General features: G+C 44.7%; 14 protein-coding genes and 1 tRNA gene. 11 read left to right on the top strand and 4 right to left on the bottom strand.

The annotated features are described in order from the left end of the window. Positions 1-376: 376 nt before the first annotated feature. Positions 377-706, bottom strand: coding sequence for a hypothetical protein (locus tag J7E78_RS21070; protein WP_215078060.1), 330 nt, complete (start codon positions 704-706; stop codon positions 377-379). Between the two features lie 62 nt (positions 707-768). Further along, the gene (locus J7E78_RS21065) at positions 769-1,338 is read right to left on the bottom strand and encodes a hypothetical protein (RefSeq protein ID WP_215078059.1); all 570 of its coding nucleotides are present in this window, start codon (positions 1,336-1,338) and stop codon (positions 769-771) included. 828 nt (positions 1,339-2,166) lie between these two features. Here J7E78_RS21065 and J7E78_RS21060 point away from each other — a divergent pair. The 10 genes from J7E78_RS21060 (at position 2,167) to J7E78_RS21015 (ending at position 13,445) form a co-directional block, all read left to right on the top strand. After that, positions 2,167-3,900 (top strand): tetratricopeptide repeat protein, encoded by a 1,734-nt coding sequence (locus tag J7E78_RS21060; protein ID WP_215078062.1) that lies wholly within the window; start codon positions 2,167-2,169, stop codon positions 3,898-3,900. 170 nt (positions 3,901-4,070) lie between these two features. Further along, positions 4,071-5,030 (top strand): thioredoxin-disulfide reductase, encoded by a 960-nt coding sequence (gene trxB / locus J7E78_RS21055; RefSeq protein ID WP_215078058.1) that lies wholly within the window; start codon positions 4,071-4,073, stop codon positions 5,028-5,030. A gap of 123 nt (positions 5,031-5,153) precedes the next feature. Next, on the top strand, positions 5,154-6,224 hold the full coding sequence (locus tag J7E78_RS21050) for an AI-2E family transporter (RefSeq protein ID WP_311517774.1): 1,071 nt from the start codon (positions 5,154-5,156) through the stop codon (positions 6,222-6,224). A gap of 454 nt (positions 6,225-6,678) precedes the next feature. Next, positions 6,679-7,629 (top strand): ROK family glucokinase, encoded by a 951-nt coding sequence (locus tag J7E78_RS21045; protein ID WP_215078057.1) that lies wholly within the window; start codon positions 6,679-6,681, stop codon positions 7,627-7,629. 51 nt (positions 7,630-7,680) lie between these two features. Next, entirely contained in the window at positions 7,681-8,580 is a 900-nt protein-coding gene (gene rapZ / locus J7E78_RS21040) for an RNase adapter RapZ (protein WP_215078056.1), read from the top strand. A gap of 13 nt (positions 8,581-8,593) precedes the next feature. After that, entirely contained in the window at positions 8,594-9,580 is a 987-nt protein-coding gene (locus tag J7E78_RS21035; protein ID WP_017691250.1) for a gluconeogenesis factor YvcK family protein, read from the top strand. A gap of 6 nt (positions 9,581-9,586) precedes the next feature. Then, a complete protein-coding gene (gene whiA / locus J7E78_RS21030; protein ID WP_215078055.1) occupies positions 9,587-10,525 on the top strand; it encodes a DNA-binding protein WhiA in 939 nt (312 codons plus the stop codon). 255 nt (positions 10,526-10,780) lie between these two features. Further along, entirely contained in the window at positions 10,781-11,050 is a 270-nt protein-coding gene (locus tag J7E78_RS21025; protein ID WP_017691248.1) for an HPr family phosphocarrier protein, read from the top strand. A 156-nt stretch (positions 11,051-11,206) separates the two neighbouring features. Beyond that, a complete protein-coding gene (locus J7E78_RS21020) occupies positions 11,207-11,959 on the top strand; it encodes an SIMPL domain-containing protein (RefSeq protein ID WP_215078054.1) in 753 nt (250 codons plus the stop codon). A 388-nt stretch (positions 11,960-12,347) separates the two neighbouring features. After that, positions 12,348-13,445 (top strand): stalk domain-containing protein, encoded by a 1,098-nt coding sequence (locus J7E78_RS21015; RefSeq protein ID WP_215078053.1) that lies wholly within the window; start codon positions 12,348-12,350, stop codon positions 13,443-13,445. 166 nt (positions 13,446-13,611) lie between these two features. Here J7E78_RS21015 and clpP read toward each other — a convergent pair whose 3' ends face one another. Further along, positions 13,612-14,208, bottom strand: coding sequence for an ATP-dependent Clp endopeptidase proteolytic subunit ClpP (clpP, locus tag J7E78_RS21010; RefSeq protein WP_017691245.1), 597 nt, complete (start codon positions 14,206-14,208; stop codon positions 13,612-13,614). Positions 14,209-14,385: 177 nt separating this feature from the next. Next, positions 14,386-14,460: transfer RNA gene (locus J7E78_RS21005), tRNA-Arg, on the bottom strand. A gap of 426 nt (positions 14,461-14,886) precedes the next feature. Here J7E78_RS21005 and J7E78_RS21000 point away from each other — a divergent pair. Beyond that, a complete protein-coding gene (locus J7E78_RS21000; protein WP_215078052.1) occupies positions 14,887-15,912 on the top strand; it encodes a sugar-binding transcriptional regulator in 1,026 nt (341 codons plus the stop codon). Positions 15,913-15,961: the final 49 nt, after the last annotated feature.

Genomic DNA, 15,961 nt, shown 5'->3' with positions numbered 1-15,961 from the left:
GAGAGGAGGAAAAGAGAGAGCGTGAAGTGCCATACAACAAACAACACAGTTACCGGGAGTGTTTCCGCCGCTTAACCACGAAAGGAGAGCGGAGTGCTGTACAACACTAAAACTAACTTAAAATGTCCAACGAACAAAGGTATCTCAATGAACTAATTTTTGTTTTTTTAACTGTCTACTTGACAGGGAGCGGTTCATAGCTCATCTGGTGTTTTTTTTTTTTTTTTTATTAACTTTCAATTTAATAGTTTGTAACTTGTTTTTTTAGAATGTATCCACAAAGATAGGATTTTGTATATATATATATTTTGGATTTTAATTGCTCACAACCTAATTTTAAAATAAAGAAAAGCCGCCACAACAATTTGGGCGGTCCTTATCCTTCGCTATCTTTCTGTTCAATTACAACTTGCCATCCTTTAGCCTTACCGCTTAAATATCCTTGCTCATAGAAATCAATCCCCGCAGGAGTAATGCTTATTACAACCATCTTAGGGTCATTTTCTGCTGTTTGTGCGACAATATATCCCTTGTCCAATAGATAAGATATAGCTCGATGCTTCTCAATGTACTCTGTTTGATAGAATCTATCTTTTTCCACTACCAAAGCAGGTTCTTTAGTAAACCAAGCTGAATACAATTCCTCTGTAATATCATATCTTTCTTGTATTCTTTCCTTAATTTGAACCTCCCGTTCATTATGCACACTTACACCTCCTGAATTTGAATCAAGGAGCCTACAACTAAAGGCTCCCTGAATGTTTTCAATTATTTTGCTTCTGGTTCATCAGAGATAATGATTCCACCACCATCATAACCTTTTTGACCAGAATACATCAATACGTCATGGTGCCCACCAACAAATGTAACTTGACCCACTACCTTAACGCGATACTGCCCTTTGCTTGAAATTCGGAATGTGTGCTCATTTTCCTCACTGCTACCCATTCCACCTGTATAAAGAAAAGGGTGAGAATCAATTGTTTCCCAAGTAAAATCAAGGAAACTAGTTCTATATTGTAATTCCATATTTAAAGCAACTTTTGTAACAATTTTACCGGGATTTTTATAAGTCCACTCACCTCTTACCGTACCGTTCCTAGGTTCAGAAATATCAACAGTAAAGGGAACTGTTGCTTGAATCTCTGCGTTATCATTGCCCGGAGCAGATGTAATAGTAGATGGTTGACCATTGTCGTCCACTGTGATGATTGAAGATTGATAGACTTGGTTTGGGGTAGTGCCTACCTCCGCTGTTGATGCTGATGCCAGCCCAGTGGGAATCAACAACAGCGACAACATTAAAGCCATTAACAATGTGGTAATCTTTTTTCTCATTTCGTTCTTGCACCTCTTTCTTGGATTTATGAGATAACTATATTTGGGTTTTTATAGAAGTTCAATACATTTTAATCCTTATAAGTAAAAATGATTCTTTAGGTAAATAATTTGACATAAAAAATCAGATTTCGACATTTTTCTCTTGCATTAAATCATCGAATCATGTTGTTAACAGTCTTTTCGCGCATATCTTTGTCACAACTCTAATGCTGGTTAGAAAAAAATAGCCCATCCCAGTATAGCGGGACAAACTTAATTAAAAACAAAATAATGTTTAATTAACCAAATATTAGAACACAAAAAACTTAACTTACAAGTATCATGTTGTTAGACACTACCCATTCTTGCATTACAACTTGCTGTTCTTTTAGCCGCTTCTCAAGGTCTGGAACAAACCAAACAACCGCGTCTATCGGGTAATGTCATTGAATAAATAAAGACGTAAGCCCCTTAACGTCTCCTGAGTATAGGTTGTCATGCGTGAAGTACGTTGGGTCGATTGCTTTCCCATTCGCAAACCGACAAGGATGGACTAATGCGCTATATCAAGAGAGAGTGGGTGGCAAGTGAGGGGTGTTTATGTTTGTTGGTTTTCCTAAGGATATGTTAGGTTGTCGATCTGGATATACCTTATAAATAGGAGCTGTAAATCCAAAAGGAAAAGTTGCATAGCAAAAAGATGGTATTTCATCCGTGCATGATGAAAAGTCACCTTCTTTTGCATTTTTTTCATAAACGACATGAAACTACATATTGAGAAGTGGGCCTTAAGATGTGGTATACTGGAGAGTATGAATGAAATGCAAAGAGGAGGTGCCTTGGGAGATGAAGGGCAAGCTAGTGCGGGCTGAGGGACACCTTGCCAATATTATACCGATTCACTTGGATGCTTCTTTCTTCTTTGAAAGAGCTGTCCGCTCGCTGGACCGTAATCATGTCGACAAGGCATTAAAATATTTTCGCAAAGCTGTTGAATACGAGCCGGATAATCCGGTGAATCATTGTAATATGGCGGGTATACTATCGGAGAAGGGGGATTACGAAGCCTCCAATGCCATTCTGGCTAACGTGCTGGAAGTGGTAGATCCGTCGATGACGGAATGTTATTTCTATATGGCGAACAATTATGCAAATATGGACCGGTTTGAGGAAGCCGAGCAAGCACTTGTTACCTACTTGGAGGAGGACACCCAGGGTCAGTTCATGACGGAAGCTGAAGAGATGATGGAGCTTCTGTACTATGAGCTGGATCGTCCGGCCAAACTGAATCGAATCAAATCGCGTAAAGGTGTAGTGGAGCACGATCAGGCACGGGAACTGTTGGAAGAAGGGAAATTTGCACAGGCTGCTGAGCTGCTCGAAGGCATGTCATCGGATTATCCTGATTACTTGGCTGCCCGTAACAATCTGGCACTTGCCTACTATTATATGGGGCTGTTTCCCAAAGCCAAAGAGACTATTGCGGAAGTGCTTGAACAGGAACCAGGTAATTTGCATGCACTTTGCAATCTCGCTATTTTCCATCAAAATGAAAACCGGGCTGATCAAGTACTGCTTCTGATCAAAAAATTGCGTGTCATCGTGCCATTCCAGCACGAACAAGTCTACAAACTGGCGACAACAATGGGAATTCTGGGCCAACACGATACAGCTTATGTTCACTTCCGGCGTTTGCTCAAGGACGAAGAGACAGCTGCTGATCCGGCACTTGCTCACTATGCAGCCGTGGCGGCTTATAATACAGAACGTTATGATGCTGCTGAGCGTTTATGGCATCATGTGTCCAGGCTTGATCCGGGTTCCGAAGTATCCCGGTATTATCTGTCAGGTCTTGAGGCTGTAAGACAAGGCGAGCAAGAGCCAGAGAAGCTAAGTTATCACTATCATCTGCCATTTGATGAGCAGTTCAGACAGTGGGAGAACTATGGTAGTGGTATACCTGAAGAAATGAAGAATGATCCACTGATTCGCTCATCGTTCTTCTGGGCATTGCGTCATGGTGATCGGGCAACCAAGCTGCAGGTTATTCATGCGCTTGGGATGATCGGTGATTATGAGGTGCAGCAGGCCCTGCAATCCTTCATTGAAGAGCCGGGAGAAGAACAGGATCTGCTTGAGGCAGCACAAGCTGTATTGAACGGATTAAAATCGGCTGAACAAGAGGATCGGAATACTCAGGTGGTTCGACCCTTTTCTCCTGTAGCCTTAAAGTCTATTGGGAAGGTTCCATCCACATCAGAGCTACCGGACACTGGTTCAACCTCCCATTGGCAAGCTGTTGTTGATCGTGCGTTACAGATGTCTGAAGCAAAGGCTGAGTTGCAGCAAGAGATGGAACGGCTCTGGACGGATTATGTATCCCGGGTACATCCGGAGGTTCCGGGTACGAAGCAGATTGAGGGTTGGGCTGCGGGGCTTGAATATTTGGCAGCGAAGAATCACAGTCGGCCCGTTACCTATCAAAGCATTGCTGAGCGGTATGGGATATCGGCATCAACGGTTAGCAAGTATGCTAAACAGATTCATTCGGTTTGTAACAGCAAGCCACCACTTGTATAGAAAGTTGGCCCTCACTCGTTTTCAGAAAGACATCATCAGGTGAAGGATACAACAACCGGGAAAACGGGTAAACTTAACGAATGGGCCTCGTAAACGCCTGTAGGATATCATCTTGGCAAGTTCATCGCTAGTACAACACACTCTCACCTTATTAAGGAGGCTGTATCTATATGTCTAAATACAGAACGATTGTGATCGGAACGGGACCTGCGGGTCTGACAGCAGCGATATATCTGGCTCGTGCTAATCTGAACCCACTGGTTATCGAAGGTCTTCAGCCGGGTGGTCAATTGACGACGACAACGGAAGTTGAGAATTTCCCCGGTTTCCCGCAAGGTATCATGGGTCCTGAACTGATGGACAATATGCGTAAGCAAGCTGAACGTTTTGGAGCGGAATTCAAAAACGGTTGGGTGGAAGAGGTTGATTTCAGCAAACCACCCTTCAAGGTTAAAGTTGGAGGAATCGGTGAACTGGAAGCTGAATCGATCATTATCTCCACAGGTGCTTCCGCTCGTTATCTCGGTATTCCGGGTGAGCAGGAAAATGTAGGACGTGGTGTAAGTACATGCGCGACATGTGACGGCTTCTTCTTCCGAGGCAAAAAAATCGTGGTTGTGGGCGGTGGAGACTCCGCGATGGAGGAAGCGAGTTTCCTGACTCGTTTTGCAACAGACGTCACATTGGTTCACCGCCGTGATGAATTGCGTGCATCCAAGATTATGCAGGATCGGGCTCGCAGCAATGAGAAGGTGAAGTGGGCACTGAACCGTACTCCACTTGAGGTCGTGCCTGAAGCAATGGGTGTCAAAGGGCTGAAGGTACGCAATAATGAGACGGGGCAGGAAGAGTTGCTTGAAGCGGATGGTGTATTTGTTGCCATTGGTCACACGCCAAATACCGGATTCCTGGGTAATGCGATCACACTGGACGAACATGGCTATGTTGTGGTTAAACCGGGAACGACGGAGACCAATATACCGGGTGTATTTGCCTGTGGTGATGTTCAGGATACGAAGTATCGTCAAGCCATTACGGCTGCAGGATCAGGGTGTATGGCCGCGATGGATTGTGAGAAATTCCTTGAAGGAAGCATTGTCCATGATTGGAGCGAAACGTTGGATAAGTAAGCATGACATGCGTGAGGTTAGGCATAGGCTAGGAATAAGAGACAACGGGAAGTCTCATGAAATGAGAGAAGCCGGAAGGCTTCTCTTTTTTTGAAACTACAGTGGGCATGAGTTCGTATACATATGGGGCATATTAGCTGTGAGGTGAAGATTTTGGGGGAAATGATAAAAGATTGGTTACAAAATGCAACAGTGAGACGGTTTTTGATTCTGCTCTTATTCTGTTTAATTTTGTTCAGTATGGGGAGTATGCTGCACATGATTCTGCTGTTGTTCCTGGTGACGTATGTCATGAACAGGCTACAGCATTTCATTACAGGTAGTCTGAATCGACTATTTCCAGTTAATTATAAAGTCGTGGTCATCCTGCTCTATATGATTGTTATTGCGGTAATCGTGCTTGGTATTTCGAGATATTCACCACGGATCGTGGATCAGGTCGTTCAGTTGACAAACGAGATTATAAAATTTCTGGACAGTGCAGACGGTGATAATTTTGCCTCCAAGATTGCGAGTTACCTTCAATCCTTCGATATCAAAAATTATACCAATGATGCATTGAAATATATTTTCGCGTTAAGCAAATGGTTGGAGTTTATACTGCTCGTTATCATTCTGAGTCTGTTCTTCTTGCTGCAGAAACAGGAGATATCCAAGTTCACGTCCAAGTTCAAAACAAGTAAAATCGGATGGTTTTATACGGAAGTAGCTTACTTGGGCGACAAGTTCGTTTCTTCTTTTGGTAAAGTTATCGAGGCACAATTGCTGATTGCTGTATTCAATACGGTGCTGACGATGCTGGGACTCTGGATTCTTGGGTATCCGTACTTGTTTGCACTGACCATTCTCGTATTTATGTTAAGTTTGGTGCCTGTGGCGGGGGTGATCATCTCCCTGGTGCCGCTCTGTCTGATTGGGTATCAGATGGGTGGACTGAAACTGAGTATTATCGTGATCATCATCATCATTATCATTCATGCGCTGGAGACGTATTTCCTGAATCCGAAGCTGATGGCACACAAGACCAAATTACCGATGTTCTACACCTTTATCGTACTGATTCTATCGCAACACTTCCTGGGGATCTGGGGACTGATCATTGGTATTCCAATCTTCGTGTTCCTGCTCGATATTCTGGATGTGAACAAGATGGAGAAGTCAGAAGAGCCGGTACGTGTGGAAACGAAGTTATAACGTAAGAAAATCGACCGAGTTCAATCGAGCTCAACCAAGTTAAACAACATCAGATTTATTTGAAAAAGTAAGGGTGCCTTCTAACTATGGAAGGCGCTTTTTTGTTGGCAGTACCGTTATTAGATAGCTTTCTGCATGAGAATGACAGGTGGCGGGGTGCATAAGACGAGTCACCCCTCTGAGAGGGCGATGATCATCTTTTATGAATGGAACGAGTGAAGATGCAATATCATGAGTTGAGGCTTCCTCTGTTATGAGGAAGGAATAAAGCGTGCGTTAATAAATGAAGGTAATGAGGATGTATACGTATTCAAAAGTGCTATGTGATGTGGTTCACAATCCTGGTGAAGCATGATGTATGCAAGGTCTTATCGTCTTGACCCAGGCGTATCCTTCAATTATAGTTGGTACGTAGGACTTAAACTATTTTAGATAGATAAAGGTGGCTTGCAGCATGTCTGAGAAAATCTACGTTGGGGTCGATCTCGGCGGAACAGCAATCAAGGTCGGTATATGCGATGAACAAGGTCAGCTAATGCATACGTATGAAGGACCGACTGAAGTGGATCAGGGCGTAGACACGGTCATCGCCAACATCGAGAAGTATGTCCGACATATCGTAGCCGAATCACCTTACAGTTGGGAACAGCTTGAGGGTGTAGGTGCTGGAGTGGCCGGGTTCACGAATGTACGCGAGGGAATTATCGTTCATGCCCCTAACATCGGATTTCGGAATGTAGCCATTCGTTCGATTCTGGAAGAACGTCTGGGCAAGCCAATCAAAATAGATAACGATGCAAACGTGGCTGCACTGGGTGAAGTATGGGCAGGCGCTGGCAAAGGCGTAGACAATTGCGTATGTTATACACTCGGTACGGGCGTTGGCGGAGGCTTGATCCTGAATGGCAACATCTATCAGGGATTCTCGGGTATGGCGGGAGAACTGGGTCATATCAGTGTTGTACCGGATCTGGAGGCCATCAAGTGCGGTTGTGGTAAAATGGGATGTGTTGAGACGGTATCGTCTGCAACGGGTATTATCCGTATGGCAAAGGATGCAGTAGAACGTGGTGATCATACGTCACTGGCTCTCGTCTACAAAATTGCAGCCAAAGAAGTATTTGATGCTGCCAAGGCAGGCGATGAAGTGGCACAGCGCATTGTAAACCGTGCGGCCTTTTATCTGGGCAAGTCGATGGCTACTGTAGCAGCTGTCATTAACCCGGAGATGTTCATCATCGGTGGTGGCGTATCCAAAGCGGGCAATTTCTTGTTTGATGAAATACGTACTGTATTTGCTAAGCTGACACCGGAACCACTGCAAGAAGGGGTTCAGATTCTGGAAGCTACACTTGGTAATAATGCAGGTATTGTGGGTGCAGCAGGTCTTCTCTTGCGTTCCTAGTAACCTCGTAACAATATATGGAGACAGCAATATGATAAGGAGGGGACATTTATGCTTGAAGGTGAAGGCTCACCAGGCACAGGCGCCACGCTCATTATCATTACGGGCATGTCCGGGGCAGGTAAAACCATTGCAGTACAAAGCCTGGAGGATCTGGGTTTCTTCTGTGTGGATAATCTGCCACCGGTATTGATTCCAAAATTTGCGGAACTAATTGAACAGTCAAACGGCAAGATTGGTAAGGTTGCATTGGTTATCGATCTGCGCGGGCGTGAATTCTTTACGGCTCTGTCCGAGTCTTTGAACTATATTAAAGATCATTTTACCATTCATTGCGAAATTTTATTCCTGGATGCTACAGATTCTGTACTTGTTCAGCGTTACAAAGAAAGCAGGCGCAGACATCCACTGGCTCCTGAGGGCATGCCGCTGGACGGCATCCGACTGGAACGCAAGTTGTTGGAGGAACTCAAAAACTCTGCGACTCAGGTACTGAATACAAGTACAATGAAGCCTGCACAACTGAAAGAACGCATCATATCCCGCTTTTCTCATCTGGAAAGCCAAATGCTGTCGGTGAATATTACGTCATTCGGATTCAAATATGGCATTCCGATTGATGCTGATCTGGTGTTCGATGTACGTTTTTTACCGAATCCGCATTATATTGATCATTTGCGACCGAATACGGGACAGAATAGTGATGTGTACGAATATGTTATGAAATGGCCAGAGACACAGGCGTTTCTGACCAAGCTGCTGGATATGCTGCATTTCCTGATTCCGCAATACCGGAAGGAAGGCAAAAGCCAGGTTATTATTGGAATCGGCTGTACCGGAGGCAAGCATCGTTCGGTAGCAATATCGGAATATTTGGGCAAGATGTTGGGAAGCAGCGAGACTGAAGCTGTCACCGTGAGCCATCGCGACGCTGACCGGGACCGTCATTGAAGAGGGTGAAGGGATGAAAGAGGCCGGACCACGAAGAGAACGTCCGAGAATAGTTGTAATGGGCGGCGGAACCGGATTATCCGTGATGCTGCGCGGTTTGAAAGAGAAGCCGCTGGATATCACGGCCATCGTCACGGTTGCAGATGACGGTGGAAGTTCAGGCATCCTGCGCAATGAGCTACAGATGCCGCCTCCGGGCGACATTCGCAACGTACTTACGGCACTGGCTGATGTAGAACCATTGCTTTCAGATATGTTGAAGTACCGTTTCAATACAGGCGCGGGGCTTGCAGGCCACAGCTTGGGGAATTTGATTTTGGCTGCAATGACGGATATTTCGGGCGACTTTGTGACCGCAGTGCGGGAGCTTAGCCGCGTGTTTGCCGTTCGAGGTGAGGTATTACCAGCCGCAGGCCAGGCCGTTGTGTTGCATGCCGAGATGGAAGATGGGACAATTATTACAGGTGAGTCCAAAATCCCTGAGGCGGGTGGACGCATCAAACGTGTCTTTCTTGAACCGGATCACGTGGAGCCGTTGCCAGAGGCAGTAGAGGCCATTCGTCAAGCTGATGCCATTCTGATCGGGCCAGGCAGCCTCTATACAAGCATCCTTCCCAATCTGCTCGTACCAAAGTTGGCTGAGGCTGTGGTAGAGGCTGATGCGGTGAAGATGTTTATCTGTAATGTTATGACACAGCCGGGAGAAACAGATAACTATACGGTAAGTGACCACCTTAAGGCGGTACACGAGCATATAGGTCATCAGCTCTTCGACTATGTTATCGTAAATAATGGTGATATTCCGCTGCAAGTGCAAAATAAGTATGCGGAAAAAGGAGCAAAACCGGTTGTACTGGATATGAATGTACTCGAAAGTGCCGGCTATCAGGTGGTAGCAGATACCCTTGTTCTATTCAAAACCTATCTGCGTCATGATGCCGACAAATTAAGTCATCACATCTACCAACTGGTACAAAATTGGATGTTACGGAAGAGGTGAAGTCCCATGTCGTTTGCAGCACAGACCAAAAAAGAGTTAACCATGATCGAGAGCGAACCGTGCTGCGAAAAGGCGGAACTTTCAGCCCTTATCCGTATGCTTGGTGCAGTGCAGTTATCGAATAAAAAAGTGATCTTGGATATTTCGACGGAGAATGCCGCCATTGCAAGACGGGCATACTCTCTGCTTAAAAAGCAATTTCAAGTGCATACGGAATTACTGGTCCGCAAAAAAATGCGGCTGAAAAAGAACAATGTATATATTGTTCGTATTCCAACCATGGTACAGGAGATTCTCAATAGTCTTCATATTGTATCGGAAGGTTTTCTGTTTACGCCAGGAATTAATACGGAGTTATTTCAGCAGAACTGTTGTAAACGGGCCTATCTTCGCGGTGCATTTCTGGCCGGTGGATCGGTTAATAACCCAGAAGGTTCTTCCTATCATCTGGAGATTGCGTCCATGTATGAGGAGCACTGTCAGGCACTGGTTGACCTGGCCAATGAATTTCATCTGAATGCCCGGTGTATAGAACGGAAAAAAGGATTCATCCTATACATTAAGGAAGGCGAGAAAATCATTGAGCTGCTCAGCATCATTGGTGCTCATCAGGCCTTGTTCAAGTTTGAAGATGTACGGATTATGCGAGACATGCGTAACTCCGTTAACCGAATTGTCAATTGTGAGACCGCCAACCTGAATAAAACCATTGGCGCTGCGGTAAGACAAATCGATAATATCCGGTTGTTGCAAAAGGAAGTTGGTCTGGAGTCGCTGCCTGAGAAGCTTCGCGAGGTGGCGGAGGTTCGACTGGCTCATCCGGATATCAACTTGAAGGAAGTGGGCGAGCTCCTTAAAGGTACAGTCAGCAAGTCGGGAGTGAACCATCGGCTTCGTAAAATTGATGAGCTGGCTGAGAAAGTGCGCGCAGAACGTTACGGTTAAGACGGCATAGGGTAAAGTAACAAGGTCGGCTGTTTCTGCTGAACAGAAAGGTCGGGAAAGTCAGCCGTTAAGGATCTGGGAGACTCACTTAGGTCATTGGATGCGCTTTGCAAAAGATGAAATTAGGGCAAGATAATGTCCTCCAAAGCACTCTGAGTTTTTTCTTCTAGTGTCCTGCACGGGTTAATGGTATAATGTTGTATAAATATAATTGTGTATTTAATGTCCAGATTTCATAATAGGGGGTAAGTTTCCATGACAAAGCACCCGGTAGTTGTCCGTTTGAAAACGGGTCTCCATGCCAGACCTGCGGCACTGTTCGTTCAAGAAGCGAATAAGTACTCGTCTGAAGTGTTCGTCGAGAAGGACGACAAAAAAGTTAATGCAAAAAGTATCATGGGGATCATGAGCCTTGCGATTAGCACAGGTACGGAAATCCAGATTAGTGCAGAAGGCGCGGATGCCGAACAGGCTGTAAACGCTTTAGTTAGTCTGGTAAGCAAGGAAGAGCTCGAAAACCAATAAGATATGATCAATCCAATGAAGAAGTCCCGAAAGGGGCTTTTTTGCGTTTTTCACGTTTATGCTATCGTCAAGTGCAACATTATGGGATTTGTCCCGTCTGTTAAGGTATCAAATCGTTTAAAGTTTGAGATGTTAACACATAAGGAGGCTATCGTGATGGGTAAACAATGGATGAAACCGTTTGGTGCGGTGCTGGTGGCAAGTTCGTTGCTTGTTGGAGGAACAGCATGGGTTGCACCAGGTAACTATGCTTACGCTGCAGAGGTTCAGGGAGTACAACAGAATGTGATTAATGTTGTGGGTAAAGGTGAGATTCAGGTGAAGCCTGATATCGCGTATCTGTCCATTGGTGTGAACAGTACTGCAGAGACAGCTGCATCTGCTCAAAAAGCGAATGCTGCCAAAGTTCAAAAGGTATCCAACTTGCTTAAGAATACGTGGAAGATCAGTTCAGACGACATTCAAACGAGTCAGTTCTCTGTACAACCCAACTATACGTATAGCGAAAAAGACGGACAACAAATTAAAGGATATACAGCGCATCATACGCTGACAGTCACGTATCGTGAGATGGACAAGATTGGCGAATTGCTCGATGCTGCTTCGGGTGCGGGTGCCAACAATATTGAAAACGTGCGCTTTACTGTAGAAAATCCGGAAAGTTATGAGTCCCAAGTGATTGAGAAAGCTGTGGCCAATGCAGATGTGAAAGCGGGCGCCATTGCAAAAGCAGTTAAACGTCAACTGGGTGCTGTTCTTTCCGTAAGCCAAGGTGATGCCAATGTGCCTGTGTTCTATGCAAGTGAGGCGTTGATGTCCAAAGCACAAGATACAGCAGGTGGCACTGAGATTGAAACAGGCCAGGTTAAAGTAAGTACAATCCTGAATATCACCTATGAAATGAAGTAAACAAGATTGAACTAGGGCTGTAAGCTTAAGTAACCTTTTCAAGGATCATTTGAAGGGACACAACGAAATAATGAAAAAGACTTTGTCCTGTGGACAGAGTCTTTTTTTGTTGGAAAAGCAAACTTTGATGAAGTTGGATAGGAGGGTAGCTTTTTGAAGCTACATGAAATGCTGGTTATTGGTATCTTTTTTGTATAGTTGTTCGTGACAAAAAGGTCATATCCCGTTATATTTTCGGTCTGATATTCATCAACATTGTAACTCGAGCTGTAAACCTTTCCGAAATTGGGTTAATTATAATAGAGAGGTGAGCGTATGAGATATGCGATTAGGTCAGGATTACATACGCAATGATCCCTAATTGTGAATTCAGAGAGGAGTTTTATATATGACATCATGGAAAAAATGGACAAGTGCGTTGCTTGCAGCAGGAATTATTGTAGGTAGCGGTTCGGTATGGCAGGACAGTTCGGTTCAGGCAGCATCGGTATCCTCAAAAGTGACAACCCCGGCTGAGGTAACTCTGAAGTCGGGTGGAAAAACACTGACTCAAAAAGGACTTCTTCAAAGTGGCTCAACTTGGGTATCTCTTACGGCAGTTAAAGATGTGGCAGGTGGAACCCTGAAATATGATGCGAAAACCAAAGAGTATTCCCTGACAGCAGCCAATAACACAATGACAATCAGCCTATTGGATGGCCAGCCGAGTGTTCGAATTAACAACTATTATCCTCAAGTGGATGCAAAGTTGATCAACGGCAGATTATATATCCCTTTCTCGGCAATGAGAGATTATCTGGGTGTACAGGGGAATTGGGATGGCAAAACCAAAACGTTGACACTCAGCAAGGTGAAACAAAATAACGTTAAAATTAAAGCGGCAACAGTTAATGTTACTGTAAAAAATGCTGAAGTAGATGTTCAATATCCACAGGTGAGTGGACTTGCCAGCAAAGAAGCTGAAGCAGCAATCAACAAAGTGCTGAAAGACGAAGTGGATGCTTATGTAGCTGACTTCAAGAAACAGACATCTGAATTCGGCGGTGCAACAGCCAACCGTCCATATGCATTTGAGAGCTCTTATGTCGTGACGTACAACGAAAAAGGCGTGCTGGGACTCATTACACAACGATACGAAGATTATGCTGGCGCTCACGGGATGACAACCCGTACGGGCCACACCTTTGCACTGGACACAGGCAAGGAGCTTACGTTAGATGATGTGCTGCAAAATAACAAAACCATGCGCGAGACGTTGGGTAAAAAAGTGGGCGAGCAACTGAAAGCCCGCGGTGGGTACCTTGACGGTTATAAAGGGTTAAATAAAGATCAAGATTTCTATGTGACACCAACGGGTGTAGTTGTGTTCTTCCAGTTGTATGAATATACGGCATACGCAGAGGGATTCCCTGAAATGCCATTTACGTACAAAGAGCTTCTTCCTAAAGGCACAGAACCTTTCAGTAATGTAACTGGAACCAAATAACGCATCATTATTATGCACTCTTCGGTTATCTTTCTTATAAAATGAAAAAAGAAGCCCTCATCACGATCGTGATGAGGGCTTCTTCGCGTATAGACAACACAATATTGTGTTGCTGACTACGTTAGGTGTTAATATGTCAACGCGTAGACCGTGATCTAGATAATACTTAGATGCCTTGGGAACCTACGTTTTCAATAACTTTATCAATGATACCGTAATCGGCAGCTTCAGCAGCACTCATGAAGTAGTCACGATCTGTATCTTTCTCAATCCGCTCCAGCGGTTGACCTGAACGCTCAGAGATGATGCGGTTCAAGGTATCACGCATTTTCAGGATGCGGCGAGCACGAATTTCGATGTCCGAAGCTTGACCTTGAGCACCACCAAGTGGTTGGTGAATCATAATCTCACTGTTAGGCAACGCAAAACGTTTACCTTTTGCACCGGCATTCAACAAGAATGCACCCATGGAAGCGGCCATACCTACACAGATGGTAGATACATCCGGTTTGATGAATTGCATTGTATCGTAAATCGCCATACCGGCTGTAATTGATCCGCCTGGGCTGTTGATGTATAAGTGAATGTCTTTCTCCGGATCTTCCGCAGCCAGGAACAACATCTGTGCCATAATGGCATTAGCCACAACATCATTAACATCGCTACCAAGGAAAATAATACGATCCTTCAGCAATCTGGAATAGATGTCATAGGCGCGCTCACCCCGGTTGCTCTGTTCAACGACCATAGGAATAAAACTCACGTGAAAAACCTCCTCGGAAATGTAAATGTTATTGGTGTTTATACTTAAACTGTTACCGTATTACCCACATAATAAACAATTCCAAACAAAAAGTCAAAGAAAGTCAAACTAACTTGCAAAAAAAAGAAACCTTTCCGGTTTCATTGGTTAAAAGGGTTATGAGCTGTTAAATAAAAGTGGCGCGCCCGCCAAGAATCGAACTTGGATCTCAGGCTTCGGAGGCCTACGTCATATCCATTGGACCACGGGCGCACATTATGTGACAGCAATAATGATTATAGCTCATGAAATATTTAATTGCAAGCAGTTCGTTGTGGTATTGGTTTGGATTAACCTAAAAATGATCATGATGAAGAAGAGTGGATAAAGAATGCATTTAAGTAAATGCTATTAGAGGTTTTGGACATGCAGTATGAATTGTGATTCTGAGCGATATGTAGATGGAATTCATTCGTTTCTTCTATATATGGTATGCGTGAGCTCGTCCTTGATCATGGAAGTCTAGGATTGTGAAAATAGGCGCGTACAAACGCTGAATGCGTGTCGAAATAACTCGTTGAAACACTTGCATGTCACGTCAGTTTTAGGTAGAATAGACGTGGGACTTAAAAAGTTAACCCGGGACGTTTTAGGGCCACGAAAGAGAGCTTGGAACGAGAACTTGCGGGAGTGGAAAGCATGCGAACGATTTTAGAAGTACAAAAGCAGCTTCTGCCTGATCTCATGGATATCTTGAAAAAGAGGTATACGATTCTGCAACAGATCATGTTATCGGATGTGATCGGACGGAGAACGTTAGCTAATTCCATGCAGATGACCGAGCGGGTTCTGAGGGCTGAGACCGATCTGTTAAAGGCTCAGGGACTTATTGAAATTGACAGTGCAGGAATGAAGATCAGCGAGGCAGGGTACGATTTGCTGCAGCAGTTAGAGCCCGTAGCCAAAGAGCTGTTCGGATTATCCGAGCTGGAAGAGCGCATCAAGCAAGCCTACGGTCTGCAAAAGGTAGTTGTGGTTCCTGGTGATTCGGACATATCTCCGTTTGCCAAAAGGGAACTGGGCAGAGCCGGAGCGAAGGCTCTCGGCAATATCATGAGTGACAACGACGTTGTCGCCGTTACTGGCGGATCAACAACGGCCGAAGTCGCAGAACAGCTGACTCCGCCAACATCGCTCAAAGGTGTCTGGTTCGTACCGGCACGCGGTGGACTTGGAGAAAGCCTTGAAATTCAGGCAAATACGATTGCATCCACAATGGCAAAACGGGTAGGAGCCCAATACAAACTCCTGCATGTACCGGATTTGCTTAGTGATCATGCCTATGAATCATTAATCCAGGACCCCGGTGTTCAGGAGATTCTGCAGCTGATTCGAAAATCCCGGATTGTTATTCATGGAATTGGTGATGCCGTGGAGATGGCGACAAGACGCAAACTTGCGACGGAGATTATAGATGAACTTCAAGAGCAAGGAGCCGTATCAGAATCTTTCGGTTATTACTTTAATGATCAGGGTAAGGTGGTACATACCATGCTTACATTGGGTATGCGACTTCAGGATATTGAACGAACTGATGTTGTAATTGGAATTGCAGGCGGCAAAAGCAAAGCTGCAGCTATACATTCCGTGTTGCGATTTGGTCAGGAAGATATTCTGATTATTGATGAGGCTGCTGCCGAAGTCATCGTTGCTGAAATGGAATAAGGGTTTACTTTGCAATACAACTATTGTTGTCTTGACGGACTTCACCGTC

The organism is Paenibacillus polymyxa (assembly GCF_018614975.1).
In the GTDB taxonomy this organism is placed as follows: domain Bacteria; phylum Bacillota; class Bacilli; order Paenibacillales; family Paenibacillaceae; genus Paenibacillus; species Paenibacillus polymyxa_E.
This window is presented reverse-complemented; position numbering and strand designations above follow the sequence as displayed.

Bases quoted from the DNA above. Each gene is read 5' to 3' on its own strand.
- J7E78_RS21035 (WP_017691250.1), top strand. From the start codon at position 8,594: ATGAAAGAGGCCGGACCACGAAGAGAACGTCCGAGAATAGTTGTAATG.
- J7E78_RS21050 (WP_311517774.1), top strand. From the start codon at position 5,154: ATGGGGCATATTAGCTGTGAGGTGAAGATTTTGGGGGAAATGATAAAA.
- whiA (WP_215078055.1), top strand. From the start codon at position 9,587: ATGTCGTTTGCAGCACAGACCAAAAAAGAGTTAACCATGATCGAGAGC.
- trxB (WP_215078058.1), top strand. From the start codon at position 4,071: ATGTCTAAATACAGAACGATTGTGATCGGAACGGGACCTGCGGGTCTG.
- J7E78_RS21060 (WP_215078062.1), top strand. From the start codon at position 2,167: ATGAAGGGCAAGCTAGTGCGGGCTGAGGGACACCTTGCCAATATTATA.
- J7E78_RS21020 (WP_215078054.1), top strand. From the start codon at position 11,207: ATGGGTAAACAATGGATGAAACCGTTTGGTGCGGTGCTGGTGGCAAGT.
- J7E78_RS21045 (WP_215078057.1), top strand. From the start codon at position 6,679: ATGTCTGAGAAAATCTACGTTGGGGTCGATCTCGGCGGAACAGCAATC.
- J7E78_RS21025 (WP_017691248.1), top strand. From the start codon at position 10,781: ATGACAAAGCACCCGGTAGTTGTCCGTTTGAAAACGGGTCTCCATGCC.
- rapZ (WP_215078056.1), top strand. From the start codon at position 7,681: ATGCTTGAAGGTGAAGGCTCACCAGGCACAGGCGCCACGCTCATTATC.
- J7E78_RS21015 (WP_215078053.1), top strand. From the start codon at position 12,348: ATGACATCATGGAAAAAATGGACAAGTGCGTTGCTTGCAGCAGGAATT.
- J7E78_RS21000 (WP_215078052.1), top strand. From the start codon at position 14,887: ATGCGAACGATTTTAGAAGTACAAAAGCAGCTTCTGCCTGATCTCATG.
- J7E78_RS21065 (WP_215078059.1), bottom strand. From the start codon at position 1,338: ATGAGAAAAAAGATTACCACATTGTTAATGGCTTTAATGTTGTCGCTG.